Origin of the sequence: Streptomyces sp. NPDC090798, assembly GCF_044768965.1 — a bacterium.
GTDB lineage: Bacteria > Actinomycetota > Actinomycetes > Streptomycetales > Streptomycetaceae > Streptomyces.
The window spans coordinates 296115-322750 of sequence record NZ_JBIVXA010000009.1 but is presented as its reverse complement, the minus strand read 5'-3'; the positions used below and the strand labels follow the sequence as shown (position 1 = coordinate 322750).

Sequence of the window (26636 nt, the reverse complement as noted above, 5' to 3'; positions counted from 1 at the left end):
CCATGGGTGGGGGGAACTGCGGGTGCTACTGCGGCCCCAGGGTGAGGACGCAGTCTTCGCCGGCGCTCAGGGAGAGCGGTCGCGCGCCGGCGGAAGTCCTGAGATCGATCCGAGTGGTGCGGGTGGGGCGGATGACGGCCGTGCGCTCCTGGGGGCTCCAGGTCAGGTCGATCTCGGCGCCGAACCGGGTGCGGATGCCGTGGAGCCGGCCGCTCGGGTACGCCGCGGGGAGCGCGGGGAAGAGGACCAGCCGTCCGGGCGTGGACTGGACGAGCATCTCGATGAGCACGGCGGGGAGCGTGTGGGCGGCGTCCGCGTTGTAGACGTGCCGGTTCGGGTAGTGGCCGCTCATCAGGGAGACATGGAAGAAGTCCCCGGTCAGGACGTTGTCGAGGGCCCCCGCCACCCGCTGGGCGTCCCGCAGCCGGGCCGCCACCAGGGCGTGGTGGAGGTGGCCGTGCGCGGAGTCGTTCTCGGCGCCGCGCAGTACGAGGGCGCGGTGGGCCGCCGCGGCGAGCTCGGGGGTGTCGTACGGGTTGATCTCGTCGAGCGGCCAGACGCCGTAGAGGTGGCTGAGGTGCCGGTGGTCGTAGGTGTCGTCGAGACCGGGCCGGGCCCACTCGGCGAGCGCCCCGTCGGCGTTGACGCGGTGCGGCGGCAGCCGGTCGGCGAGCGCGCGCCAGCGCTCGGCGTCGGGTCCGGGGTGGTGGTCGGCGGCCGTGCGCAGGGCGTGTCGCGCCGCGGAGAGGTCCATGGCGGCGTTGAGGGTGATCCAGCCCGCGCCCGCGGGCCGGTTCTCCGGTGAGTACGACGGCACGATCACGACGTGGCCGTTCTCGTCGGTCCGGGTGAGGAAGTCCTCGTAGAAGTACGCCACTTCGGCGAGCGCAGCGGCCAGGCGCGGGTCGCGTGCGCCGCGCGTCTCGTCGTGGTCCAGGAGGGGTTTCAGCAGCCAGTCGGCGCCCGCGGTCCACACGTGCAGCGGGTACTCGCGGCTGAGGTGGTAGATGTGCCCGGACTCGCCGTCGGTGTGCGCGGGGGCGACGACACCCCGGGTGCCGAAGATCGCCCGGGCGTTGTCGCGCCAGTGCGGCAACTGGCCGTGGACCAGGGCGGCGTGGGCCTCGGACACCTCCGGGAGCGCCGCCGCGGCGGCCGACGCCGTCTGGAGATTGACGTTGGCGTCGGTGGTGAAGGCCCCCGACCAGGCGGTGTCCCAGTCGCCGGTCCACAGCCCGGTCAGCCGTGGCGGCAGCATTCCGGCGGCGGACAGCAGGTGGTGACGACCGGCCGCGAAGAGCCGTTCGAGCAGGGCGGAGCTCTTCGGACGACGGACCAACTCCGAGCCGGCCAGCGCCCGTTCGGTCGGATCGGCGCCCAGCTCCAGTCCCGCCCGGAGGTAGGCGGGGCGGTGCAGGGCGGTGTGCCGGGCGAGGAGACGGGCGTACGCGTCCTCGTCGCCGTCGGGCAGCAGGGCGCGCAGCTCACGGGCCTCGGCGAGCGCGTCCCACTCCCCCGTGTGCCGCCGTACCCGCGTGAGCAGCAGCACCGAACGTGCGCCCTCGGCCCGCATCCCGGGCGGCGCGGTGCGCGTCCGGCCCCCGGTGACCACGGCGAGCGTCACCCCGGTGTATGCCCGCTCGCTGCCCGGATAGCGGGCCCGCAGGGTGAGGAGGGCGCCTTCGGGCGTGCGGACGCAACCGTGCCCCACCGCCAAGTCGGCGGGCACACCCGGCAATCGGTGGTCGAGCGTCACGTCGACGGTGAGGCCGGCCTCGGTCACGTACTGGACGATGACGTCGTCCGCGCGCGACACGAAGACCTCGCTGCGTCGGCCCCCGCACTCGGCGCGGACGACACCGGTGGTGAAGTCGACCTCGCGCCGGTACGCGCGCGACTCCCTTGGCGCCCGGCGCAGCCGCACCTGGAAGGCCGGGTGGAAGGGCTGCACCCACAGCAGCGGTCGCCCGTCGGTGAAGTCCTCCCCGGCGGTGACGTCGCCGGCCAGCAACCGGTCCTGGACGCTCCTCAGCCGTTCGGCCAGCTCGGGCGGCCGGGCGTCCTCACTGCCGTTCGGGCGGACCAGGCTGTGGTGGTTGACGATGACCTGGTCGTCGTTCGGATCACCGAACACCATGACGCCGTGTCGGCCGTTCCCGCTCAGGAAGGCGTCCTCCCAGCGGGCGGCGGGGGCGGGCTCCCAGGTGCCGTGGACGGGAGCGTCGGTGGAGCCGTGGACGGGAGCGTCCGAGGGGCCGCCCGCGGGCTCGCTCATGGCGCCGCCTCCAGTACGACGACCCCGTACCGCCCCAGCTCCACGGCATCGACGACGTCCTCGCCGGTCAGCAGGTCGCGGTGGTGTCCCGGCACCGGCACGGTCACCGTGTCCCGCCCGTGGTGGAGCAGGAAGAGCAGTTCGCCCCGGCGTACCGCCTCCACGTCGGCCGGGAGGTGGTCGAGCGGCGGCCGTACGCCCGCGTCCTCGGCGATCCCGGCGAGCAGCGGCCACAGCGCCTCGGGTTCGGGGAGGGTGGACAGGTACCAGGCGCGGCCCTTGCGCAGTACGGCCGGAAGACCGTCCAGTTCACCGCCCTTGTACGGGACGACCGCGTAGGTGTCGTCCGCGGCCTCGATCTCCTCGGACCACAGCGTGCCGCGAAAGCCCTCGGCCTCGACCTTCTCGTCGGCGTCCAGCGGCCACCACTCGTGCAGGGTGCGGATGCCGAAGAGTTCGCGCAGCCGCTCGTCCATGCCGCCGGGCCGCACCCGGTCGTCCTGGTCGGCGACGCCGGTCAGGAAGCCGGAGACGAGGGTGCCACCGCCGCGTACGTACCCGACGAGGTTGTCGATCGCCCTGTCCGTCAGCAGGTACAGCTGCGGGACGACGACCAGCTTGTACGCGGACAGGTCGTGCTCGGGGTGGGCGAAGGAGGCGGTGGTGTTCGCCTCCCACAGGGCGCGGTGCCAGGCGCGCACGACGCCGTGGTGGTCGGCCTCGCAGGACAGCCGCCCGTCCTGCTGACTCGCCCACCAGGCGTTCCAGTCCAGCAGTACGGCGACGTCGGCGCCGGTGACCCGGGTGCCCGTCACCTTGGCGCTCAGCAGGGCGAGTTCCGCCCCGATCCGTTTGACCTCCTGGAAGGTGCGGCCCCGCTCCCCCGCGTGGCTGACCATCCCGGAGTGGAACTTCTCGGCCCCCTGCCGGGACTGCCGCCACTGGAAATAGCAGACGGCGTCCGCGCCGCGCGCGACGGCCTGGAGGGACCAGAGCCGGTTGAGCCCGCGGGGCTTCGGGTGGTTCACGCCACGCCAGTTCACGGGCCCCGCCGCCTGCTCCATGACCATCCAGGGGCCGCCGCGGGCCTGCGAGCGCGTCATGTCGTGGATGAGGGCGCCGTACTGGGCGCCGAGCGGGTCGCGCGGGTCCGGATAGATGTCGACGGAGACCACGTCTTCCCGCTCGGCCCACGCCCAGGCGTCCTGGCCCTGCCAGAACGGCATGAAGTTGGTGGTCACGGGGATGTGCGGGGTGTGCCGGGCGACGATGTCGCGTTCGGCGAGGAAGCACTCCAGGAGGGCGTCGGAGGTGAAGCGTTTGAAGTCGAGTACCTGGGTGGGGTTGTTCATGTAGTGGGCGTGGCGCGGCGGGAGGACGCCCTCCCAGTCGTCGTAGCCCTGGCTCCAGAAGGCGGTGCCCCAGCCGGTGTTGAGGGCGTCGAGCGTGCCGTACTTGTCCTGGAGCCAGCAGCGGAAGGCGGCGGCCGCCTCGTCGCCCCAGTCGTAGGTGCAGTACTCGTTGTTGATGTGCCACATCGTGAGGGCGGGATGGGCGCCGTAGCGGGCGGCGAGGTCCTCGGTGATGGCGGCGGCGTAGCGCCGGTAGACGGCGCTGGAGTGGGCGAAGTGCTGGCGGCCGCCCCACCACTCGACACGGCCGTCCGCGTCGCGGGGCAGGGTCTCCGGGTGGAGCCGGCCCATCCAGGGCGGGGGCGAGGAGGTGGGGGTGGCGAGGACGACCCCGATGCCGTTCTCGTGCAGCAGGTCCATGAGCCGGTCGAGCCAGCCGAACTCCCGTGCGCCTGGCGTCGGTTCGAGCTTGGCCCAGGAGAAGACGCCGACGGTGACGGAGTTGACGCCGGCCTCCTTCATGAGCCGTACGTCCTCCTGCCAGAGCTCCTGCGGCCACTGCTCGGGGTTGTAGTCACCGCCGAAGAGGATGCGGCCGCGGGTGGCGTCGCCGAGGCTGGGTCCCTGGCGGGTCGGCGTCGGGTTCTTGTGTGCCGGCATCAGACCGGCTCCCCGTACTGGATGCCGCGCCCGTTCGTACCGAGGTACACACGGCCGTACACGCGCGGGTCTCCGGTGATGACCTCGCCGATCCAGCCCCACTGGTGGGCGTCGTCGTTGATCCGCACCCAGGTCCCGGCCGCGTCGTCGGAGCGGTAGACGGCGGTGATCGTCTCCGTGGAGCCGACCTGATAGACGGCCGGGTAGTCGGCGCCGTCGGCCGCCTTGCCGAAGCCGAGGGTGTACGAGGCCCAGCAACTGGCGACCTTGGCGAAGGTGACTCCACCGTCGGTGGACCGGTAGAGCCCGTTCCACTTCACGCTCAGCCACAGGTCACCGCTGCGCCCGGGCGCGGCGGCCAGCTGGAACTGGTCGTCCCCGGAGGGCAGTCCACCGGCACGGGCGATGAAGGACCGGCCACTGTCAGTGCTGGCGTACAGCGTTCCTGTGTCGGTGTCGTACGCGTAGAAGAGCGTCGGGTCGGCCGGGTCGGCGACGGGCGTGGCGCCCTTCGGGAAGGAGGGGACCTCTGACCAGGTCGCGCCGTTGTCCGCCGAGCGGTGCGCCGCGTACTTCGTGCCGTCCCAGTGCACGAAGGACCACAGCAGCGTGCCGCCGTCGGCGCTGGTGGCGATCGGCCCCGGTGCGTTCTTGGCGATATCGGGCTGGGCCGTGAAGGGCGCCCAGGTCCGCCCGCCGTCGTGGGAGTACGCGCCGTTGCCGTGGTCGCCCCAGCCCGCCCGGACGACGTACGACGGCTTGGCCGCGGCCTGCGCGAGTCCCGTCGCCGACCCGAACACGGGGTTCGTCGCCATGCCGCGTGACGGAGACGCCGTGAGCCGCTCGTGGTACATCACCCCGATGTCCCCGAGTCCGCTGATCAGATGCGCCTCCCCGGCCGGGGGCGAGATCAGCCGGCGCACGGCCGTCTCCTCCAGACCACGGATCCGTGGCGCCCAGCGTCTGAGGTCGCGGGTGCCGTAGAGGGTCGCGCCGGTCCCGTACACGAGGTGCTTCGAGTCGTACGGGTCGAGTGCGAGCGCCTGGATCCACCAGCCGAACTTCGGCTGGTCCTCACCCCAATCGAGGAAAGGAGTCTCGGACACGTCGAAGACCGCCACGTCCTTGAGGGACGCCCAGGTACGGCCACCGTCGGTGGACCGGAACACGGTGTCGCCGTCGGACCACCGGTTGTTGGTGGAGACGACGACGGTGCCCGCGCGGCGGGCGTCGACGGCGACACCGCCGTAGCCGAAGGTGTCGCCGCCGCCGGGCTGGACGGGGGTGACGTCCGTCCACCGGTCGGTGGCGGCGGCGAGCTTGTGCACGCTGCCGGCCGCCTGGCCGTTGGGCCCGGGGGCGTCGGCGTACGTCACGTACAACTCGCGGGTGTGCCGGTCGTGGGCGGCGCGGATCGGGACCTTGGCGGAAGTACCGGTGGGCTGCCCGGGGACGGGTTCCCAGGTGGTGCCGTCCGTGGTGCGGTAGAGGTTGACGGCGGTCGCGGTCCCGTCGCCGTCACCCCACCCGGCGTAGACGGCACGGCCGACGGCGACGAGGAAGGTGACACCCTGCCCGGAGGCGCTCGCGGTGGCCGGGAAGCCGCTCACGACCGCCCAAGTGGCGCCCCGGTCGGACGACTTGAGCAGTCCGTCGTGCCGGGAGCCGAGCCAGAGAGTGCCACTGTCACGCGGGTCGACGAGCAGCCGTTCCCCCGCCCCGCGTCCGTCCTCGTTGCCGCCCAGCTTCACGGTGAGATCGGTGCGGGTCCAGGTGACGCCGCGGTCCTCGGAGCGCAGGACCGCGCCGTTGCCCGCCCACGACTGGGCGTAGGTGCCGAGGGCGAGGTAGAGCCGGTCCGGATGCGCGGGGTCGACGGCGAGCGACTCCACACCGAGCAGGTTCCAGTCGTCCCAGCCGAGGTGGTCGGTGAGCGGGGTCCAGCGGGCGGCGCGCTCGTCCCAGCGGTAGGCGCCGCCGATGTCGGTCCGGGCGTAGGCGAGTCCTCGTACGGCCGGATGGAACAGCACACCGGTGATGAATCCGGTACCGCCGATGACGGCGTTGCGCCAGCGGTAGGAGGGGGTGGCGGCGGTGACCTCGGCGGCGTGCGCGCGGGCCTGGAGGGGCGCCACGGTGGTGAGAGCGGCGGCGGCCGCGGTCCCGGCGAGAACGGCCCGGCGGCTCAGTCGGGACGCATGCATGACATACCTCGTTCTACGGAGAGACGGTCAGGGTCAGGGGAGTTGCCTGAGGGGCGCGGGACTGCATCGACATGCGGCTCCGCCGCGTGGGCACGGCCGGCCACGGACGGCCCGCGGTCGCCGGACCACCGGAAAGCCCTCTTCAACAGGCGCGGGTCAGCCCTTCACCGCGCCCGTCAACATGCCCTTCTTGAAATGCCGCTGCACGAACGGCGACAACACGGCCACCGGCAGCAACGCCATCACCATGACCGCCATCTGTACGGCCAGGCCCGACAGTTGGCCGGTCTTGATGGCCTGGCCGAGGCCCACGGGGGCCTCCTGCTTCTGCACGAGCTGGATCATGACGTTCTGCAGCGGCATCATGTCCTGGTCGTTGAGGTAGAGCGAGGCGTTGAACCAGGCGCTCCAGTACCCGACGGCGTAGAAGAGGGTGATCACCGCGAGGACCGCGCGGGAGAGCGGCATGACGATCCGCACCAGAATGCGGAGGTCACCTGCGCCGTCGATGCGGGCGCTGTCGATGAGTTCCTGCGAGATGCCCATGAAGAAGCCGCGCAGCACGAGGATGTTGAAGACACTGATCGCGCTCGGGAGGATCAGCGCGAGATAGCTGTCGGTCAGGCCCAGTGACTGCACCAGCAGATAGGTCGGGATGAGACCGGCGCTGAAGAACATGGTCGCCAGCAGCGCCAGCAGGATCCAGCGGTGGCCGAGCGAGCCGATGCGGGAGAGGCCGTAGGCGCACAGGACGGACACGGTCATGGAGAACAGCGTGCCGACGAGGGTGACCAGGATGCTGATGACCGAGGCGCGGGTGACCTGACCGCCGCTGAGGAGTTCCTTGTAGGCGACGAAGGTGATGCCCTTGGGCACCATCACCAGACCGCCGGCCTCGTCGATGGTCCTCCGTGAGGAGAGGCTGGTGACGATGACGATCCACAGCGGGAAGAAGATCCCCAGGCAGGCGAGGGTCAGCACGAGTCCCTTGCCCGCGAGGCCGGCCTTGCTGGGCTCTTCCTCCCACACCGGCCGGGGCGGCGCGGCCAGGCGCCCGGGGCCGCGCACGGGTTTGTCGATGACGGCGGTCACTTCTTGTACACCCCCTGCTCGCCCATGAGATGGGCCACCTTGTTCGCGGCGAGGACCAGGCCGAGGCTGACCACGCCCTTGATCAGTCCGGCGGCCGCCGCGTAGCCGAAGTCCTGATTGCGGACGCCGTTCCACCAGACGAAGGTGTCGAGGACCTCCGCCGCTCCTGGTCCGACGGCGTCGCGTTGGAGCAGGATCTGTTCGAAGCCGACGGTGAGGGCGTCACCGACGCGCAGCACCAACAGCAGGGCGATCACCGGGCGCAGCGCGGGCAGCGTGACGTGCCACATGCGGCGCCAGCGACCCGCGCCGTCCATCGCGGCGGCCTCGTACAGGTCCGGGCTGACGGAGGACAGCGCGGCGAGGAAGACGATGATCCCCCAGCCGGCGTCCTTCCACACACTCTGCGCGGTGATCAGGAACTTGAAGGTGTTGGGGTCGGTCATGATGTCGAGACCGTCGTACCCGTGCTGTCGCAGCAGCTGCGAGAGGATTCCGGCGCCGCCGAAGAGCTGCTGGAAGACGGCGATGACCAGCACCCAGGAGAAGAAGTGCGGCAGGTAGAGGATCGCCTGCGAGAGCGCCCGGACCCTGGGCCTGACCACGCTGTTGATGAGCAGCGCGAGCGCGATCGGGATCGGGAAGTACAAGGCGAGCTGGAGGAAGAACAGCACGAGGGTGTTCTGCACGGCATCCCAGAACGCCGAGTCCGCGAAGACCCGTTGGAAGTTCTCGATGCCCACCCAGGGACTGTGCAGCATGGAGACGATGCCGTTGTCACTGATGTACGGGTCGTAGTCCTGGAAGGCGACGACGTTGCCGAGGATCGGCACATAGTTGAAGAGCAGGACCAGCAGGACCGCCGGCAGCGTCATCAGGAGCAGGACGCGGTCGCGTCTGAACCTGAGCCGCAGGCTCACCTTCCCGGAGGGGCGTTTCTCCCGGGAGCCGGTGGCGCCGCCGGACGCCACCGGGGTCTTCCCTGTCGTGTCGGCCTCGGTCCCGCTCCGAGGCACCGTGCTGTGGGACACGGCCGTTCTCCTTGCCTCGGTGCCCGGTCAGCTCGCCGCCGGGCCGTTCTCGTCGAGCAGCTTCTTGTACCAGTCGCGGAGTTTGTCGCCGCCCTTGCTCTTCCAGTCGGAGACGGCCTGCTGCATGTCGCTGATCTTCTTGCGGCCGCGGACGACGTCGTCCTCCAGCTGCTCGAAGTCGTTGGAGAGGTTGGTGTACCGACTGGGCTCGGTGATCTGCATGCCGTAGAAGGAGGACTTCTTGGTGAAGGCGCCCATCCGCTGCTGCCACTCGACCTGCGCCTTGGCGACCTCGGGGAAGTCGGGGTGGGCGATGGTCGCGGTGGGGCTCGCGACCATGACGTAGGCGTTGATGACCTCGTTGTTGCCCTGGTCGGTCTTGGTGGGAACGCCGTTCTTGACGGTGTAGTGGGTGCCCTCGACGCCGTAGTTGGTGAGCATGTACTCCTTGGTGCCGTACGGCGCGGCGGTGACGTTGGCGACGGCCAGCACGTCACGGATGACGGACTCGGAGGCCTTCTTGCTGACGAAGGCGAAGATGCCGGCCGGCTGCTCGGCCCAGAGGGTCGGGGAACCGCCGTCGTGGCCGAAGATGTCCATGCCCCAGATCTTGTAGTCCGGGTTCTGGGTGGCCTGTTCGGCGGTGCGGCTCCACCACTGCGAGATGTTCTGGGCGTAGATGAGGAACTCGCCCGCCGCGAACTTGGGACCCGGGTCGGTGGCCGCGCTCTTGCCCAGCTTGGCGTCCGGGTGGACGTATCCGGCGGCGAAGAGCTTGCGGGTCCACTCCAGCGCTTCGAGATACTCCTGGGTCTCGATGCGGTAGACCATCTTGCCGTCGACGAGGTTCCAGCCGAGCGGCTTCTCACTGCCCGAGAGCACACCGAAGGACTGGAAGGCGGTCCACTTCATGTCGAGGCAGGCCCACCGCTTGGCCCTGGCGTTGGTGATCTCCTTGCACAACGCCGTGAACTCGTCGGCCGAGGTGGGGACTTCGTACCCCTCCTTGTCGAAGATGTCCTTGCGGTACAGGGGCACGATGCCGGTGACGTACGGGGCCGGCTGCGGCAGGCCGCGCAGCTTGCCGCCGAAGAGGGAGCGCTGCCAGGCGTCCGTCGGGATCGCCGCGAGGTTCGGGTACTGCTTGATCGCGTCCCCGGAGAGGTACGGGCCGAGGTCCGCGAACTTGCCGATGATGGCGCTGGGTATCTTGCCGCCCATGTTCCAGCCGGGGATGACCACGACGTCCGGGATGTCGCTGGAGGCCAGGACCGCGCCGAGCTTCTGGTCGTAGGTGTTGCCGTCCTGGTTCTGCCACTGGACGTCGACACCGATCAGGTCGTTCATCGCCTTGTAGTAGGCGTTGTCGCCCTTCGGCGGGGAACCCCAGAACGGCGACATGATGCTGACCTTGCCGCCCTTGCCGAGCTTCTTCGGCACCGAGGTCTTCAGGGAGGCGATGTCGAGCTTGCTGGTGAAGCCGACCGCGGAGCCGTTCTTGGCGGCGATGTCAGGGGTCACCACGTTGGTCGCGACGTAGGCCGGCAGCAGCTTCTTGGCGCCCTTGCCCGCCGACGTGCCCCCGCCCGAGCCGCTGTCCGAGCCGCCGCAGGCGGCGAGCAGCGGCATTCCTCCCGCGACCGCCGCGGCGGCGACCGCCGTGGAGGCGAGGAAGCTTCTCCGGCTGGGAGCGGAGGGGGCGGAGGTGGCGGAGTTCGGCGTCATTGCGTCAACCCTTCATGGCGCACAGCAGGACACCCGGCGGTGGAGCCGTCGGCTGCGGTGTCTTGAGTGGAACTGGCTGAGCCGAAGCGGTCCTCGGGGGACTGCGTGGAGGACTGCGTGCCTCGAGGGAGCAGTCCACTAGTCGAAGCGCTTCGATGTTGCTGCGAGGTTAAGTGAACACCTGGGGGCGCACAAGAGCCGATTCCAAGATTCCTCGGACGTGTGAAGGACTGGAGCGGACTCGGTGGGCGCTTGAAATGCCAATGAGTAAACGGAGTTGTTGCGTTGAGGTGTCTTGACACCCACCCCTCGGGCGAACCAGCATCGAAGCGCTTCGAAAGTGCCCCGTCGCTCCACCGCAAAGGGATCACCACGTGACCGCACAAACGCCGCCTACGCCCCCTTTTCGCGATCAGCGACTGCCGTTCGCGAAGCGCATCGACGATCTGCTGGCGCGGCTCACGCTCGACGAGCGCATCGCGTTCCTGCACCAGTACGCGCCCGCCGTGGAACGGCTCGGGGTGGCCGCGTTCCGCACCGGCCAGGAGGCGCTGCACGGTGTGGCCTGGATGGGCCCGGCGACGGTCTTCCCACAGGCCGTCGGCCTCGGCGCGACCTGGAACGACGAACTCGTGCGCCGCGTCGGCGAGGCGGTCTCGGCCGAGGTCCGCGCGATGCGCGCCCGCGACGACCGGGTGGGCCTCAACGTCTGGTCCCCCACGGTCAATCTGCTGCGCCACCCGCTGTGGGGCCGCAACGAGGAGGGCTACTCGGAGGACCCGAAGCTCACCTCCGCGATCGCCACGGCGTACACCCGGGGCCTGCGCGGCGACCACCCCGACTACTGGCGCACGGCCCCCGTCCTCAAGCACTGGCTCGCCCACAACAACGAGACGAACAGGGACACCACCTCCTCCTCGGTCCGCCCGCGCGTGCTGCACGAGTACGACCTGCGGGCCTTTCACGCGACCGTCGAGGCGGGCGCGGTGGCGGGTGTGATGCCGGCGTACAACCTCGTCAACGGCCGCCCCAACCACGTCTCCCCGTACCTCCGGGAACACCTGCGCACCTGGACGGACCAGGACCTCCTGGTCTGCTCCGACGCGGGCGCCCCCTCCAACCTGGTCGACTCCGAGCACTACTTCGACACCCACGAGGAGGCCACCGCCGCCGCGATCCTCGCCGGGGTCGACAGCTTCACGGACCACGGCACGGACGGTTCGAAGATCGTGGAACGGGTCCGAGGGGCCTTGGAGAAGGGCCTGTTGAGCGAGGCGGACATCGACGCGGCGGTCCGCCGCCAGCTCGCGATCCGCTTCCGGCTCGGCGAGTTCGACCCGCACGCGGACCCCCATGCCGGCGCCTCGGACTTCGACACCCCGGCCCACCGCGCGCTCGCCCGGGAGGCGGCCGAGCAGGCGATCGTCCTCCTCAAGAACGACGGCCTGCTGCCACTGCGCCCAGGCGTGCGCGTCGCCGTCGTGGGCCTCCTCGCCGACGAGTGCAAGCTCGACTGGTACAGCGGCACGCTCATCCACCGCTCCACACCGCTGGAGGGCCTGTACGAGCGCTTCGGCGCCGAGCACGTCGACTTCGCCGAGGGCGTGGACCGCGTACGCCTGCGGACCTCCTCCGGTACGTATCTGTCGGTGCCCCTCGCCGGGGACGCGGCCGACGAGACGCGCGGCGCCGAGGGTGCGCTGGACCCGGCCCTGCTCGCGGGCCGCACGGACCTGCCGCCCCTCACCACCGACGCCACCGGCACCGACCTCGCGCTGATCGACTGGGGCGAGGGCCTGCTGACCCTGCGGGCCCCCGACGGCCGCTACCTCTCGGTCGCCGAGGACGGTTACCTCCGCGCGTCCGCCGACCAGCCGGGTGGCTGGGTCGTCCAGGAGACCTTCCGCCTCGAACCGGCGGGTTCCCGCTCCGGATCCCATGGGAGCGGCCACCTCCTGAGACACGTCGGGACGGGTGGGCATCTCTCTGTCGCCGCCGACGGCGTCAGGGTTGCCGACGACGCCCCGGAGATTTTCGAGCTGGACTTCACCGAGCGCGGCGAGGACGCCGTGGCACGCGCGGCGGAGGCGGCCGATGTCGTCGTGGTCGTGGCGGGCAACGACCCGCACATCAACGGCCGCGAAACGGAGGACCGCACCACCCTGCGGCTCCCCGCCCACCAGGAGCGCCTGCTGCGCGCCGCCCGCGCCGCGAACCCGGACACCGTCCTCGCCCTGGTCTCGGCGTACCCCTACGCGGTGGACCCCATCGGCCTGGCCGCCGTCCTGTGGACCGCGCACGGCGGTCAGGCGGCGGGCACCGCCCTGGCCCGTGTCCTGGCAGGCGACGTCTCCCCCGCGGGCCGCCTCCCGCAGACCTGGTACGCCTCCGACGCGGACCTGCCCGATCCGCTGGACTACGACGTGATCGGCGCCCGCCAGACGTATCTGTACTTCGAGGGCACCCCGCTGTTCCCGTTCGGCCACGGCCTCGCGTACACGACGTTCGGGTACGAGGATCTGGAGGTCACCGAGGCGCAGGGCGTGCTGAAGGTCTCCTTCACCGTCACCAACACGGGCGAGGCGCCCGCGGACGAGGTGGCCCAGCTCTACGCGCGCGCCGTGGACCCGTCGGTGCCGCGCCCCCGCCGCGAGCTGCTGGCCCACCGGCGCCTCCACCTCACTCCCGGCGCCTCCGAGCGGCTGACCTTCGAACTCCCTCTCTCCGCGCTGGAGTTCTGGGACGTGGCAGTCGGCCGACCCCGTCTGGAGCCGGGCGCGTACGAACTTCTCGCGGGCGCGTCCAGCGAGGACATCCGTCTGCGCACCACGATCGGCCTCGCCGGCGAGCCCGCCACTCCCCGCCCGGTGCGCGAACCGGGCCTGAGCGCGGTCGACTTCGACGAACAGCGGGACATCGACATCGTCGACCGTACGAAGGTGTCGGGCGACGCGGTGACGCCGCGGGCCGGCGCGACGGGCGAACTCGTCTACCGGGGCTGCGACTTCGCGGCCGGTGTCACGCGCATCGACGTCGAGGCGTCGGGCGAGGGAGTCGTCGAGGTGTCGCTGGACGGGGGCCCGTCACTCGCGACGGTCACCTTCGGCGGGACGAAGGACCCGTACGACTACAGCACCACTGGCGTCGAGTTCGCGGCCGACGGTGTGCACGACCTGCGTCTCAGGCTGCGCGGCCCGCTGCGGCTCGCGCGGGTCGGCTTCTCCGGTTGAGGGTCCGGACAGCCGACCAGCAGGGCCCGGCACCGGAAGGCATCGGTGCCGGGCCTTTCGTGCGAATTCCTACGCGGACAGCGGCCCACCCTGTGCAACCTCTGTACGGCGGGAACGCCCTGCGATAGCTTCACGTCGCCCCCCGAGATTGAATCGTTTCAATCAATGGCGACGAGAGATGAGGCAGCATGAGCCCGAGCGACGAGCAGGCTTCGCGGCCAGGCCCCGGCCGGCGCGCAGTGGTGGTGGCGGGAGCCAGTGCCGTGGCACTGTCCGTCACTGTTTCCGGAACGGCCGCTGCGTCGGTCGCCGGGACTCCCCCGGAAAAGGCCATGCCCGGGGCGGCCGGGGGGAGCAGATCCTGGCACCGCTATGTGCAGGCACCCTCCTCCCCCACCGTGCGGCCGGTCCGGATCGTCGCCACCACCGGCGATGTACGACGGCCCGAAGCCCTGCTGCGAGCGGGCGGCGCCGCGGCCGTCCTGCACCGCGAGAAGCCGGCGGTCCCGCCCAGGTGGCCCGGGGGAACGGTTGCCGAGGCGTCCTCCGCCCACGCCGGCAACAACGGCAACGACGGGAAGCCGCGCACCTACGTGGCCGACAACGCCATCGACGGAGACCCGGACACGTTCTGGAACGACGACACGATCGCCGCCGGACCCGACACGCTGACCATCAAACTGCCTGCCCCGAAGGAGCTGTCCGGTCTCACGCTCGTCTCCGACAGCGATGGCGTGCCGACCGATTTCACTGTCGAGGCCTGGCAGGACGAGCAGTGGCGGACCGTCGCCACGATCGCGGACAACGATGTCGTCCAGTGCGCGGTGCCGTTCGCGGCGGCGGTGACCACCACCCGCGTCCGTATCACGGTGACCGCGGTGCAGGACACGCCGCACGGTGCTTTCACCCGTGTCAACGAGGTGTGGCCCGAGCCGATCGCGGTGGTCGCCGCGCCGAGTGTGACGCTCGACTTCGGCAAGGTCGTCGTGGGGTATCCGCGTCTCCGCTTCGCCTCGGCCTCCGACAACTCTCCCGGGGTGCGCCTGGCCTTTTCGGAGACGAAGCAGTTCCTGACCGACCGCTCCGACTTCACGCGCTCCGACCAGGCCGGCGGAGCGGGCCAGGGGACCGACCAGTTCGCCGTTCCCGCCCAGGGCGCCGACTGGCTCGACCGCAAGGGCTTCCAGGCCGGGGACAAGGTCTACGCGGACGGACTGCACGGATTCCGGTACCTGAAGATCACTCTGGACGCCCTGGCCGCCGACGCCCCCGCGGCGCAGCCCTGGGGCACGGTCGCGGTCGATTCCGTCGCCCTGGAGTTCAGCGCCTATCTGGGGACACCGGATACCTACCGTGGCTGGTTCGAGTGCTCCGAGGAGGACCTGAACCGCTACTGGTACGGCGCGTCGTACACCAACGAGCTTGTCACCGACACGTTCCGCCGTGACGACGTCGATCCTCGCAACGCCTGGAGCGAGTCGCTCGAGGGAAGGCTGGTTCTGCAGGACGGCGCCAAGCGGGACCGCGACCCCTACGTCGGCGACCTCGCGGTGTCCGCGCGGACCCTCTACCTCACGCACGACGACGCCGCGGTCGCGGCGCGCAACGTCCTGGCGGACCTCGCCGACCACCAGCGCGCCGACGGCTGGATCCCCCCGGCATCCATCGCCCATTACGACCTTCACCTGTTCGACTATCCCCTGTGGTGGGTGACCTGCAGCTGGGACTACGTCCTGTACACCGGGGACCGGGCCTACGCCGCCCGCTACTACCCGAACCTGCTGAAGGTCCTGGACGCGTGGTACCCCAGCGTCACCGACACGGCCGGACTGCTCAGCAAGGGACTCAACGACACCGCGAGCTATGGCGACTACGCCTTCCTGGACCGCACCGGCCGGATCACCTACTACAACGCTCTCTACGTCCAGGCCCTCAACGACGCGGCACGTCTGGCACGGTGGCTCGGGCACGAAGCGGACGCGACACGATGGGCACGACGTGCCGACGACGTCACCCAGGCCGTCAACACCTGTCTGTGGGACGAGTCGGCGGGCGCCTACCTCGACTCCGCGACCGGCCCGGTCCGGCACGCCCAGGACGGCAACGCCATCGCCATCACCGCGGGGGTCGCCGACTCCGAGCGTGCCACCAGCGCTCTCGTGCATCTCGATGCCACCACACAGCTGCGTTACGGCAACGCGTTCATGGACAACGACACCATTTTCGGCGGCGCCTCGCAGCGCGTGTACGCGTTCACCTCATACCCGGAGATCGTCGCCCGCTTCCTGACCGGGCGCGCGGACTCCGCACTGGACCAGATCCGGCGCACCTACGGCTGGATGGACAGCCATGACCCGGGCGTCACCAACTGGGAGGGCATCGGTCCCAACGGGTCGCTCTACGAGGGCGGTTTCACCAGCATGGCCCACGGGTGGTCGACGGGTGTGCTGCCGGCTTTGACGCACGAGCTGCTGGGCGGCCGCCCGACCTCGCCGGGATACACCGAATGGAAGGTGCGTCCCCAGCCGGGGAGCGTTGCCTGGGCGCAAGGTGAACTGCCCACTCCGCACGGTCCGCTGGGGGTCGCGTGGACGAACTCCCGCGCACGGTTCAGGCTGACCGTCCATGCTCCGAAGCACACCGTCGGTGTGGTCGTGCTCCCTCAATCGGCCAAGGACGTGGTGGTGCGCGTCAACGGGGACAAGGTGTGGGACGGACATCGCGCCGCACGTGGTGACGTGAAGGTCGTCGACGGCTTGTTGACGATCACCGCTCTGCACGCCGGTGCTCACCACTTCACCGTGACGCCTCGGTAGCCGGCGGTCTGCTGTGCCGGGCGGATGAGGATGCCGACACCGACGGCCAAAACCCCCGCACAGTGGGTTCCGGCCGTCGGCTGTCGCGCCTGTGAAACTCTTTGTGTCCTTAGAGCGCGAGGCCCGTCAGCACGAGGACCCGCTCGTAGGTGTAGTCGTCCATCGCGAACTTGACGCCCTCGCGGCCGACACCGGACTGCTTGACACCGCCGTACGGCATCTGGTCGGCGCGGTAGGACGGCACGTCGCCGACGACCACGCCGCCGACCTCCAGCGCGCGGTGGGCGCGGAAGGCGACCTGCAGGTCGTGCGTGAACACGCCTGCCTGGAGGCCGTACTTGGAGTCGTTGACGGCGGCGAAGGCCTCCGCCTCCCCGTCCACCCTGCGCACGGTGAGGACCGGTCCGAAGACCTCCTCGCAGGAGATCGTCGCCTCGGCCGGTACGTCGGCGAGCACGGTCGGCGCGTAGGAGGCACCGTCGCGCTTGCCGCCGGTGAGGAGGGTGGCGCCGGACCGGACGGCCTCGTCGACCCAGGACTCCACGCGCTGGGCGGCGTCCTCGCTGACCAGCGGGCCGACGTCCGTCTTGTCGTCGGACGGGTCGCCGGTGACCTGGGCCTCGACGGCGGCGACGATGCGCGGCAGCAGCCGGTCGTACACCGACGCGTCCGCGATCACGCGCTGCACGGAGATGCAGGACTGGCCGCCCTGGTAGTTGGAGAAGGTGGCGATGCGGGTCGCGGCCCAGTCCAGGTCCTCGTCACTCGCCCAGTCGGCGAGGACGACGGCCGCGCCGTTGCCGCCGAGCTCCAGGGTGCAGTGCTTGCGCGGCACCGAGTCCATGATCGCGTAGCCGACCTTCTCGGACCCGGTGAAGGAGATGACCGGGAGCCGCTCGTCCTGGACGAGCGCGGGCATGCGGTCGTTGGAGACCGGGAGGATCGACCAGGAGCCGGCCGGCAGCTCCGTCTCGGCGAGCAGGTCACCGATGATCAGGCCGGAGAGCGGGGTCGCGGGCGCCGGCTTCAGGATGATCGGCGCGCCGGCGGCGATGGCCGGGGCGATCTTGTGGGCGCACAGGTTGAGGGGGAAGTTGAAGGGCGCGATGCCGAGGACGACGCCCTTCGGGAAGCGGCGGGTGAGGGCCAGGCGGCCCTGGCCGCCGAGGTCGGTGTCGAGGCGCTGGGCCTCGCCGCCGTTGAAGCGGCGGGCCTCCTCGGCGGCGAACCGGAAGACGGACACCGCGCGGCCGACCTCGCCGCGGGCCCACTTGATCGGCTTGCCGTTCTCGGCGGAGATGAGCTGCGCGATCTCCTCGGTGCGCTCGACGAGGCGCTTGCTGACGTGGTCGAGGGCGGCGGCGCGGACGTGGGCGGGGGTGGCGGCGAACTCGTCACGTACGGCGTACGCGGCGGCGACGGCCTCCTCGACCTGTGCCTCGGTCGGGACGCTGACCTGTCCGACGACCCGGCCGTCCCACGGCGAGGTGACATCGAAGGTGGTCTCACCGGTGGCCTGGCGGCCGGCGAGCCAGAAGGCGTGGGTGGAAGTCATGTCGAGTCCCGGCCCTTCCGAGGTTGAGGAGTCCTTGGCTTTCGTGGTCCACGGTAGGGCCGGGGTGGCGGGAGGTCGTTTGTCCGGGACGTACCAGTGCCGGGGCGTAGCACTCCGCTTTGGCACGATCGTGGTGGGCGCCCGTTTTCCCTCGCCCCCGCCGCCCCTACCCGTTCCATCCCCGGGTGCTCCGCCCCCGGACCCCCCAAAAGACCGCGCGGTTCCCCGCGCCCCTGAAGAGTGGGCGCGCGGGGAAACCCGGGGCGCGGGGAACCGCGCGACCAGCCACAGACGGCCCGCGGACGAAGAACCCACCAAGGGGGTCTGGGAGCGGAGCACCCAGGTCGGCGTGACAGCTCCCGCCGGCCCCCACCGCCCCGCGGAAGAAGAACTCACCCGACGTTCCTACTCCCCCGTCGCCGTCGCCTTCAGCGCCAGCCAGAGTTCCATGCGGACGTCGGGGTCGTCGAGGGAGCGTCCGAGGATCTCCTCGACGCGTCGCATCCGGTAACGCAGGGTGTGCCGGTGCACACCCAGGTCCGCGGCGGCGGCGTCCCACTGCCCGTGCCGGGACAGCCACGCCCGCAGCGAGGCGACCAGATCCCCCCGCCCGGTGGCGTCGTGCTCGTGCAGCGCGCGGAGCAACCCGTCCGCGAACGCCCGCACCGCGTCGTCGGCGAGCAACGGCAGCACGGACCCCGCGGCCAGCTCCTCGTGCTCGACCAGCGACCGCCCCCGCCGCCGGGCCACGGACAGCGCCTGCTCGGCCTGTTTGTAGGCGGCGGCCGCGGCGATCGGCCCGGCGGGGGCCGACAACCCGACGACCAGTTCGTCCTCGTCGCCCACGGGCCGCTCCCGGGTGGCGATCCGCGCGGCGTCCAGCGCGGCCGCGTACTCCCCGCACGCCGTCACCGCCGCGCCTCCGTCCACGGCGAGCACGACCAGCCGCTCCCCGTCGGGCACGACGAGCACGGACTCGCCGGAGCGGGCGGCGGCGGACTCGACGATCTCGGCGAGGCCGCCGAGCGGGTCGCCGTTCGTCGGGTCCGGGACCACGACGGGGGCCGTGGACGGTTTCGCGGCGGCCACGCGCGCGTGCCCGTCCGCGTGCGCCCGCGACGCCGACGCGGACGCCGACTCGGCGAGGATCAGCCGGAAGGGCGCGTCGAGCAGGTCCCCGTAGAGGTCTCCGGCCACGGTCCGCGCGTGCTCGGGCTGCCCGGCGAGCAGCATGCGCAGCACCGCCGCCCCGATGCGCTGCTCGGCGGCGTGCAGCGACCGTGAGCGTTCGGTGGTGAGGGTCAGCAGTGCGATCGCGGAGTGCACGGCGTAGCGCTCGGCGGTGCCGAGGGCGGCGGCCGTTCCGACGGCGAGCGCGGCGCGGGGGCGGCGGCCGGTGCCGAGGGAGTGGAGTTCCACGCGGTCCTCGCCGCCGACGACGGAGCTGGCGGGCGCGGGGCGCTCCCGCAGCCGTTCCACGTCGGGGGTGAGCCGCGCGGCCCGCCGCCCGGCCCACTCGGGCGCGGTGGCGACGACGGCGCCGGACGCGTCGTACAGGGCCGCCCAGCCGTCCACCTGTCCCGCGAGCGCCGACAGCAGCCCCTCGGGGCCGTCGGTCAGGGCCTGCTTCGTCAGTTCGCGCTGCGCGGCGAAGCCCGCCGTCACGGCCCGGTACTGGTCCGCGGCGATCGCGGCCGACACCGCCTTGCTGATGGCCAGGAAGGGGGTGCGGCGGGGTACCTCCAGGAGCGGCAGGCCCTCTTCCTCCGCCGCGTCGACCAGAGCCTTCGGGATCTCGTCGTAGTTGACCCCGACGGCGAAACCGAGCCCGACGACTCCGGCTCCCACCAGCCGCTTCACATAGCGCCGCATGACGTCCGGATCCTCCGCGTCCAGCTGGAGGGCGGTGATCAGCAGCAGTTCCCCGCCCTCCATGTACGGCACGGGGTCGGCGAGCTCGCTGACGTGGGCCCAGCGGACGGGTACGTCCAGACGGTCCTCGCCCGCCCGCACGGTCAGTTTGAGCGCGGAGTGGTGGACGATCGAGGCGAGCGTGGGGCGCATGGGACCTTCAGGTCTTCACAGGATCTTCGACGGTCACGGGCAGTGTGATCTTTTGGCCGCTACGTATGAACGACCTATGTCGATTCTGCCTCACCGTACGGTAAGCCGGTGACCTTGTGTCCGGACGCCTAGCTCCGCAGATCCACCAGCAACGGCGGCGCGTGTTCTCCCCCCACCGTGGTGAGCGACAGCACCGCGTGCCCCGGCGGCACCTCGTGCGCCAGCTCGGACGCCGACCACCGCTCCCGCTCGACCTTCCTTATGGTCACCGCGTCCGTGGTGACGGCCTTTCCGGTGACCAGCTTGCGCAGGGCGTGGATGGCCCGGGTCATCGGCTGGTCCGCGAAGACGGTGTGCTTGGCCACGTCACGGGTCTCGACCCACTCCGTGCCCCAGGCGTGGGCGAAACGGCTGCCGTCCCAGGTCGTGACGCCGGAGAACGCCATCCGGCAGCCCACGGCTCCGTACAGCGGCCCGTGCAGCGCCTCGGGGATGTCGCCGATCGTGCGCAGGGCGAGTACCACCCCCGCGTTCTGGGAGCGCAGACGCTGGATGCGGCGTACGGAGTCGGAGGTCAGCGTTCCGGTGGCGTCGTCGAGGACCAGGCAGGCGAAGTGCGGGCGCTCGCCGCCGCGTACGACGGCGGTGAACTGGGCCAGTACGAGCCGGGCGAGCAGCCGGGCGGCCTCCTCGTGTCCGTGCTCGGGCAGGTCGATCCGCACCCGCAGCGGATGGTGGGCCACGGCGCGCAGCGAGAAGGCGCGGGTGGTGCCGCCCGCGCCGAAGAAGTCGGCGAAGGCCGGCCGGTCCAGAAGCGCCAGCCGGTCGGCGAGCGCCGGGCCCGCGTCGGCCGGGCTGCCGGCCTGCCGCATGCGGGCCTCCAGTTCGCGTCGCATCCCGGCGTGCTGCGGTCCCGAGAGGTCTTCGTGCAGGGCGGTCAGGGCCGTCGGTACGCCTTCCAGGAGTTCCCGCAGGACGGGCATGGGCGGGAACGTGCCGTGCACCGCCCGGTAGGGGCCGAGGAGTTGGACGAGCGCGGTGGTGGCCCGCTGGCCGGCCACCGCGTCGAGGTCCCCGGCCAGCCCTTCGGCGAGGAAGGAGGCCGCTTCGTCGGGGTCGTCGGAGTCCGCGTACAGATCGAGGTCGTGGACGGAGGCGGGGTCGCCGATCTTCACCACGACGTCGAAGGCCGAGTCCGGGCCGAGCGGCGTCCCGGCGGCGGCGACCGCGACGACGGCGCACCGCCCGGTGAGCGCCTGCAGGGCGAGCGACTCGACGACGGGTCCGACCAGGTGCCGGGTCTTCCCGGAGCCGGAAGGACCGACGGCGAGCAGGGAGGTGCCCAGGGCCTCCGGGTCGAGGGCCGCGCCCCCGCCGTCGTAGGCCTCCGGGGTACGGTCCCCGGTCGTCCACCGTCCGATGCGCACCTGTCCCACGAGCACGTCGTGCGCCGCGGTGCGCGCGGGCAGGTCCCGGGCCCCGGAGGGATGTGTCCAGGCCGCGCCGCCCCGTCGCAGCACGGTGTCGACGAAGGCGGCCAGGCGCGTGGCGTCCCACTTCGCCGTGGTCCACGCGCGCCGCACCCGGGCGCAGTCCACGTCGTTCATCCGGCCGCCGAGCACTTCGGCGGTGAGCAGCTCCGCCGCCTCGTGCTGTCCGGCGTCACGGAGTTCGGGCCACTGGGCGGCGGGCAGGTCCGGCGCGAACTTCGCGGTGCCGGCCCCCTGTGCCTCGTTGCGCGCGGCCCGGGCGGCGAGCCACTCCCTGGCGTATCCGCGCCAGGCGCCGATCCGGGCGAACGGCCACAGCACGAGCAGGGTGATCAGCGTGTAGAGCCCGTCGGTGATCAGCTGCGACTGGAACAGGTCGTAGCCGCCGGAGACCAGGGCGACGAGGGAGAACAGCGGGGCGACGACCGGCAGGGCGTCCCAGCCGACTCCGGGGAAGGCGTTCGGGAAGACGAACGTCAGGGCGATCAGTGCGCCCAGCGCGGCGAGGGTGGCGCGCAGGGGCTGGGGCCGGGCGGTGACGTAGTGGCGGACGACCTCGGGCCAGCTCCCCAGCCGGCCCATGGTGTACACCAGCACGCCGAAGAAGACCCCGTTGTAGACCTCGATGGCCTCCGCCCCCTGCCACACCTTGGGCGAGGTGGTGCCGCTCCACCACCAGTCGTCCGGTGTGAACACCTTCAGCACGACCCACATGTACGGGACGCTGCCGTGGCGCCACAGCGACCAGACGACGAGTGCCACCACGAGCGGGACGGCGAGCCCGACGATCGTGACCGGCGAGAGCCGCTCCCGCCCCTTCGACGGGCGACGCACCCGGTATCCGTATCGCCAGATCCCGGGTCCGGCGGCGGGTCGCGGCTTGTTGAGCCAGTCGACGACGGTGGGCCGGGGAGCCGGGGACTGCTCCGGTACGGACGGCAGACCCGCAGGCCGCGGCGGTGTCCCCCTCGGCACGGGGGGTACTCCGAGTGGCGGAGGCGCGGGTGCCGTACCGGGTGGCGGCGGCACGGCGGGTCCCGGCACGGCACCGGTATGCCCGCCCCGCGCGTCCTGCGTCCCGTCGCTGTCCATCGCCCTGCCCCCTGACCAGCCGCTCCGTGCTTCGTCCGCGAGTCAATCTAGTGCCCCTGCGTGGGGAGTTCACCGTTTACGCGGCCGGGTCCGCGCCTTGCCCGGGCGGAGCGGCGGCCGACCGGCGGCGGCACGCGACCAGCGGCCTCTCGCCCCTCTATGTCCACCGCGGACAACGGAATCCTCCGACAACGCCCACATGGAGCATGCCGACCCTCCGTTCCCGGCCCTAGCCTGCGAAGAAAGAAGTCAAGAGTCCGAAAACACCCCGCCCGGCGCACCCCGTCCGCCGCGGGGACCGTCCGGTTCGCAAGATCATCAGGGAGCCCCTCATGACCGCACTTCCGCAGGAGCGCCGCGTCGTCACCGCCATCCCCGGCCCGAAGTCGCAGGAACTGCAGGCCCGACGCATCGCCGCGGTCGCGGCCGGTGTGGGTTCGGTGCTCCCTGTCTTCACCACGCGCGCCGGCGGCGGCATCATCGAGGACGTCGACGGCAACCGTCTGATCGACTTCGGCTCCGGCATCGCCGTGACCTCCGTCGGCGCGAGCGCCGAGGCCGTCGTACGCCGCGCCTCCGCGCAGCTCCAGGACTTCACCCACACCTGTTTCATGGTCACGCCGTACGAGGGCTACGTCGCCGTCGCCGAGGCGCTGGCCGAGCTGACCCCGGGTGACCACGCCAAGAAGTCGGCCCTGTTCAACTCGGGCGCCGAGGCCGTCGAGAACGCCGTCAAGATCGCCCGTGCGTACACCAAGCGCCAGGCCGTCGTCGTCTTCGACCACGGCTACCACGGCCGCACGAACCTCACGATGGCGCTCACCGCCAAGAACATGCCGTACAAGAACGGCTTCGGTCCGTTCGCTCCCGAGGTCTACCGCGTGCCGGTCGCCTACGGCTACCGCTGGCTGACCGGCCCGGAGAACGCCGGCGCCGAGGCCTCCGCCCAGGCGATCGACATGATCAACAAGCAGATCGGCGCCGACAACGTCGCCGCGATCATCATCGAGCCGGTGCTCGGCGAGGGCGGCTTCATCGAGCCCGCCAAGGGCTTCCTTCCCGCCATCAGCAAGTTCGCCAAGGACAACGGCATCGTCTTCGTCGCGGACGAGATCCAGTCCGGCTTCTGCCGCACCGGCCAGTGGTTCGCGTGCGAGGACGAGGGCATCGTCCCGGACCTGATCACCACCGCCAAGGGCATCGCGGGCGGTCTGCCGCTCGCCGCCGTGACCGGCCGCGCCGAGATCATGGACGCCGCGCACGCGGGCGGCCTGGGCGGCACCTACGGCGGCAACCCCGTGGCCTGCGCGGGCGCCCTCGGCGCCATCGAGACGATGAAGGAGCTCGACCTCAACGCCAAGGCGAAGAACATCGAGGCCGTCATGAAGGCCCGCCTCGGCGCGATGGCCGAGAAGTTCGACGTCATCGGCGACGTCCGTGGCCGTGGCGCCATGATCGCCATCGAGCTGGTCAAGGACCGCGCGACCAAGGAGCCCAACCCGGAGGCGGCCGCCGCGCTCGCCAAGGCCTGCCACCAGGAGGGCCTGCTGGTCCTGACCTGTGGCACCTACGGCAACGTCCTCCGCTTCCTGCCGCCGCTGGTCATCGGCGAGGACCTGCTGAACGAGGGCCTCGACATCATCGAGCAGGCCTTCGCCCGTATCTGACGCCCCACCCGTCCCAGCCCCGGACTCCGGACGACCGCCCCGAGCGGATTCCGCTTGGTTCCGGGGCTGCGGCAACCGGGGTCAGAGGGTGTGAAGAACGTGTGCGAGGTGCATGACGGGACGCGATTGCGTCTGTCGGAGCCGGATCCCCTGCCGTAGGTTCTACCCAGATGAGAGATACACCCCGCCCACAGGGGACTGTGGGTGACACCGGGTCGAGGCCTCCCCAGCTTCGCCCTGGTCGTGCCCTCGCGCACACACCCGGAGCTTCCGGCTCCGGATCTCCTCACCGATCGGACAGTCGCTCGCCCCAAACCCCCCGGGGCGCGCGACGACCCGGTCTGGACGGCCGCCTCGGAACTACCCCCCCTGTTCCGGGGCGGCCGACCTTCCTCCTCGGGCGTCACGGACTTCTCGGCCTTCCGGCCCTCCTCTTCGCGCTGATCACCTGGCAGGTCGCGGCCCACGGCCCCCTCGCCCGCGCGGACGAACGCCTCAGTGACCGTCTCGTCCATCCCGACCGCGTCTGGGAACTGCTGGCCGACCTGGGCAATGTCACCGTCGCGGTGCCGGTCCTGGCCGTCGTGCTCGGGTATGTGGCGTGGCGGGCCCGCGCGGCCGGGCGGGAGCGCTGGTGGCTGCCGTCCCTCGCGGCGGCGGCCTTGATGGCGGTCGTACCGGCATTGATCGTGCCTTTGAAAGAACTGGTCGCCCGGCCGGGCCCACCGGTCATGGGCCCGGGCACGGGTTTCTATCCCTCGGGTCACACCGCCACCGCCGTCATCGCGTACGGCGGTGCGGCCCTGGTGCTGATGCCGTGGCTGCGGCGCGCCGGGGCCCGCCGCGCTCTGCTCGTCGGCTGTCTCGCCCTCAACCTGGGCGTCGCCTTCGGCCTGGTCCGGCGGGGCTACCACTGGCCGCTGGACGTGGCGGCCAGTTGGTGCCTCTGCACGGTGCTGCTGCGCACGCTGTGGCTCCTCCTCCGCCGAAACAGCCGTCAGCCGAAACAGCCGCTGGCCGAAACCGCCGTCAGCCGAAACCGCCGTCGAAGGTCCGCTGGAACTCCCAGCTCCCATAGCGGTCCCAGTTGATCGACCAAGTCATCAGGCCGCGCAGTCCCGGCCAGATGCCGTGGGTGGTGTACGAGCCGCAGTTGGTCTTTTTGGTCAGCCAGTCCAGGGTCTTGGTGGCCTCGGACGGCGCCACGTATCCGTGATCTTCGAGACGGAGGACACGAAGGTGTCGCGGGCGGCCGTCGTGGTCAGCTGCACCTGGCCGTTCTGGCCGCCGATCGAGATCAGCACCTTCTTGCCCGCGGCCTGCTTGGCCTTGATCGCGGCCTTGAAGTCGGCGTCGCTCTCGACGGTCGGACACTCGGTGACGGGGCAGCGGGTGAAGCGGATGTCGCCGGAGGTGGTGGAGGTCGGCTCGCCGAAGGCCAGGTCGATGATGTCCCAGCTGTCGGGGACGTCGGCCATACGGGTGTAGCCGGAGCCGTTGGCGAAGCTCGCGTGGAGGTAGCCGACGAGGGCGTGCCCGGTGGAGCCTCCCGAGCCCGTGGACGTCGTCGCCGTGACCGTCGCCGACTTCGCCGACTCCCCCGCGTCGTTCACCGCCGCGACCTGGAAGGCGTACGCCGTCGAGGGCGCGAGCCCGCTCACGGTGGTCGAGGTGCCGGTGGCCGTCTGGACCTTCGCCCCGTCGCGGTAGACGGCGTAACCCGTCGCGCCGGTGACCGGTGACCAGGACAGGGCGACGGTGCAGGACGTGACCGTGCCGGCGGCCAGGCCGGTGGGCGCGGCCGGGGGCTGTCCCGGGTCGGCGCCGGGGCCGACGAGGGAGACGTCGTCGGCGTAGTACGCGCCGGTGCCGTACCAACCGAGGGTGTAGAGGGTGACCTTGGTGGTGGAAGGGCCGGTGCGGAAGGTGGAGCTGAGCTGCTGCCAGTCGGGAGCGGACTGGGTCCAGGTGGAGACGTCGGTGGTGCCGGTGCCGCTCGCACCGAGGTAGACCTAACTGCCCCGGACGTGTCCGGCGAGGGTGTATTGGGAGTCGGGTTTGACGGTCACCGTCTGGGAGCACTGCGCGAGTCGCTGCCGGCCGGGGTCGCCCGCAACGCCGAACTGCCGCTCCGTACCGGTGAGTTGACGACGGCGCCCGCCGTACAGGTCCAGCCGTCGAGGCCCGCCTCGAATCCGCCGTTCCTGACCAGGTCCGCGTCGGCCGCGCGGGCGGCCGAAGAGAGCGCGGCGAGGCCGAGTACGGCCAGCACGGTGGCCGTGCACACGGCGAGCAGCCTTTGCCGCGTGGACGGTCTGGTGCGTTCGGTGCGCTCCACAACTGCCTCCGGGCATGGGGGGATTCAGGAGGGTGGAGCGCGCCA

At 71.3% G+C, this 26636-nt stretch carries 13 protein-coding genes and 1 pseudogene; 4 read left to right on the top strand and 10 right to left on the bottom strand.

Annotated features, from left to right (window positions below):
* Window positions 1-25: 25 nt before the first annotated feature.
* From ACIQTP_RS21850 to ACIQTP_RS21825, 6 genes are all read right to left on the bottom strand, one after another.
* A complete protein-coding gene (locus ACIQTP_RS21850) occupies window positions 26-2275 on the bottom strand; it encodes a glycosyl hydrolase family 95 catalytic domain-containing protein (protein WP_403401926.1) in 2250 nt (749 codons plus the stop codon).
* Complete coding sequence (locus tag ACIQTP_RS21845) at window positions 2272-4287, bottom strand: beta-galactosidase (protein WP_403401924.1); 2016 nt, start codon at window positions 4285-4287, stop codon at window positions 2272-2274. Before ACIQTP_RS21845 ends, ACIQTP_RS21850 begins: the two co-directional genes overlap by 4 nt.
* Complete coding sequence (locus ACIQTP_RS21840) at window positions 4287-6491, bottom strand: 1,4-beta-glucanase (RefSeq protein WP_403401922.1); 2205 nt, start codon at window positions 6489-6491, stop codon at window positions 4287-4289. The genes ACIQTP_RS21845 and ACIQTP_RS21840 overlap by 1 nt, the downstream gene beginning before the upstream one ends.
* A 156-nt stretch (window positions 6492-6647) precedes the next feature.
* Window positions 6648-7583: a carbohydrate ABC transporter permease gene (locus ACIQTP_RS21835; protein WP_403401920.1), complete on the bottom strand. Its 936-nt coding sequence runs from the start codon at window positions 7581-7583 to the stop codon at window positions 6648-6650.
* Window positions 7580-8614: an ABC transporter permease gene (locus tag ACIQTP_RS21830; protein ID WP_403401918.1), complete on the bottom strand. Its 1035-nt coding sequence runs from the start codon at window positions 8612-8614 to the stop codon at window positions 7580-7582. Before ACIQTP_RS21830 ends, ACIQTP_RS21835 begins: the two co-directional genes overlap by 4 nt.
* A gap of 27 nt (window positions 8615-8641) precedes the next feature.
* A complete protein-coding gene (locus ACIQTP_RS21825; RefSeq protein WP_403401916.1) occupies window positions 8642-10339 on the bottom strand; it encodes an extracellular solute-binding protein in 1698 nt (565 codons plus the stop codon).
* 374 nt (window positions 10340-10713) lie between these two features.
* On the opposite strand from ACIQTP_RS21825, the gene ACIQTP_RS21820 reads away from it, so the two are divergent.
* Complete coding sequence (locus ACIQTP_RS21820) at window positions 10714-13569, top strand: glycoside hydrolase family 3 C-terminal domain-containing protein (RefSeq protein ID WP_403401914.1); 2856 nt, start codon at window positions 10714-10716, stop codon at window positions 13567-13569.
* A 263-nt stretch (window positions 13570-13832) separates the two neighbouring features.
* Window positions 13833-16385 carry an alpha-L-rhamnosidase C-terminal domain-containing protein gene (locus tag ACIQTP_RS21815; RefSeq protein ID WP_403401912.1) on the top strand — a complete coding sequence of 851 codons (2553 nt, stop codon included), beginning with the start codon at window positions 13833-13835 and terminating at the stop codon, window positions 16383-16385.
* A gap of 109 nt (window positions 16386-16494) precedes the next feature.
* On the opposite strand, the gene ACIQTP_RS21810 is transcribed toward ACIQTP_RS21815, so the two are convergent.
* From ACIQTP_RS21810 to ACIQTP_RS21800, 3 genes are all read right to left on the bottom strand, one after another.
* Window positions 16495-17940, bottom strand: coding sequence for an aldehyde dehydrogenase family protein (locus tag ACIQTP_RS21810; RefSeq protein WP_403401910.1), 1446 nt, complete (start codon window positions 17938-17940; stop codon window positions 16495-16497).
* Window positions 17941-18345: 405 nt separating this feature from the next.
* The gene (locus ACIQTP_RS21805; RefSeq protein ID WP_403401908.1) at window positions 18346-20004 is read right to left on the bottom strand and encodes a PucR family transcriptional regulator; all 1659 of its coding nucleotides are present in this window, start codon (window positions 20002-20004) and stop codon (window positions 18346-18348) included.
* A gap of 128 nt (window positions 20005-20132) precedes the next feature.
* Window positions 20133-22586, bottom strand: a complete 2454-nt coding sequence (locus ACIQTP_RS21800) for an ATP/GTP-binding protein (protein WP_403401906.1) — start codon at window positions 22584-22586, stop codon at window positions 20133-20135.
* Window positions 22587-22918: 332 nt separating this feature from the next.
* On the opposite strand from ACIQTP_RS21800, the gene gabT reads away from it, so the two are divergent.
* Both gabT and ACIQTP_RS21790 read left to right on the top strand, forming a co-directional pair.
* A complete protein-coding gene (gene gabT / locus ACIQTP_RS21795; RefSeq protein ID WP_403401904.1) occupies window positions 22919-24253 on the top strand; it encodes a 4-aminobutyrate--2-oxoglutarate transaminase in 1335 nt (444 codons plus the stop codon).
* A 200-nt stretch (window positions 24254-24453) separates the two neighbouring features.
* Window positions 24454-25344 carry a phosphatase PAP2 family protein gene (locus ACIQTP_RS21790; RefSeq protein ID WP_403402029.1) on the top strand — a complete coding sequence of 297 codons (891 nt, stop codon included), beginning with the start codon at window positions 24454-24456 and terminating at the stop codon, window positions 25342-25344.
* On the opposite strand, the pseudogene ACIQTP_RS21785 reads toward ACIQTP_RS21790, so the two are convergent.
* Window positions 25283-26591: pseudogene (locus ACIQTP_RS21785) on the bottom strand (carbohydrate binding domain-containing protein). The gene ACIQTP_RS21790 and the pseudogene ACIQTP_RS21785 overlap by 62 nt on opposite strands.
* Between the last annotated feature and the right edge of the window lie 45 nt (window positions 26592-26636).

What these genes read in the sequence shown, in the direction of transcription:
- ACIQTP_RS21845 (WP_403401924.1), bottom strand. Translation starts at nt 4,287, where the DNA reads ATGCCGGCACACAAGAACCCGACGCCGACCCGCCAGGGACCCAGCCTC.
- ACIQTP_RS21805 (WP_403401908.1), bottom strand. Translation starts at nt 20,004, where the DNA reads ATGCGCCCCACGCTCGCCTCGATCGTCCACCACTCCGCGCTCAAACTG.
- gabT (WP_403401904.1), top strand. Translation starts at nt 22,919, where the DNA reads ATGACCGCACTTCCGCAGGAGCGCCGCGTCGTCACCGCCATCCCCGGC.
- ACIQTP_RS21810 (WP_403401910.1), bottom strand. Translation starts at nt 17,940, where the DNA reads ATGACTTCCACCCACGCCTTCTGGCTCGCCGGCCGCCAGGCCACCGGT.
- ACIQTP_RS21800 (WP_403401906.1), bottom strand. Translation starts at nt 22,586, where the DNA reads ATGGACAGCGACGGGACGCAGGACGCGCGGGGCGGGCATACCGGTGCC.
- ACIQTP_RS21825 (WP_403401916.1), bottom strand. Translation starts at nt 10,339, where the DNA reads ATGACGCCGAACTCCGCCACCTCCGCCCCCTCCGCTCCCAGCCGGAGA.
- ACIQTP_RS21840 (WP_403401922.1), bottom strand. Translation starts at nt 6,491, where the DNA reads ATGCATGCGTCCCGACTGAGCCGCCGGGCCGTTCTCGCCGGGACCGCG.
- ACIQTP_RS21850 (WP_403401926.1), bottom strand. Translation starts at nt 2,275, where the DNA reads ATGAGCGAGCCCGCGGGCGGCCCCTCGGACGCTCCCGTCCACGGCTCC.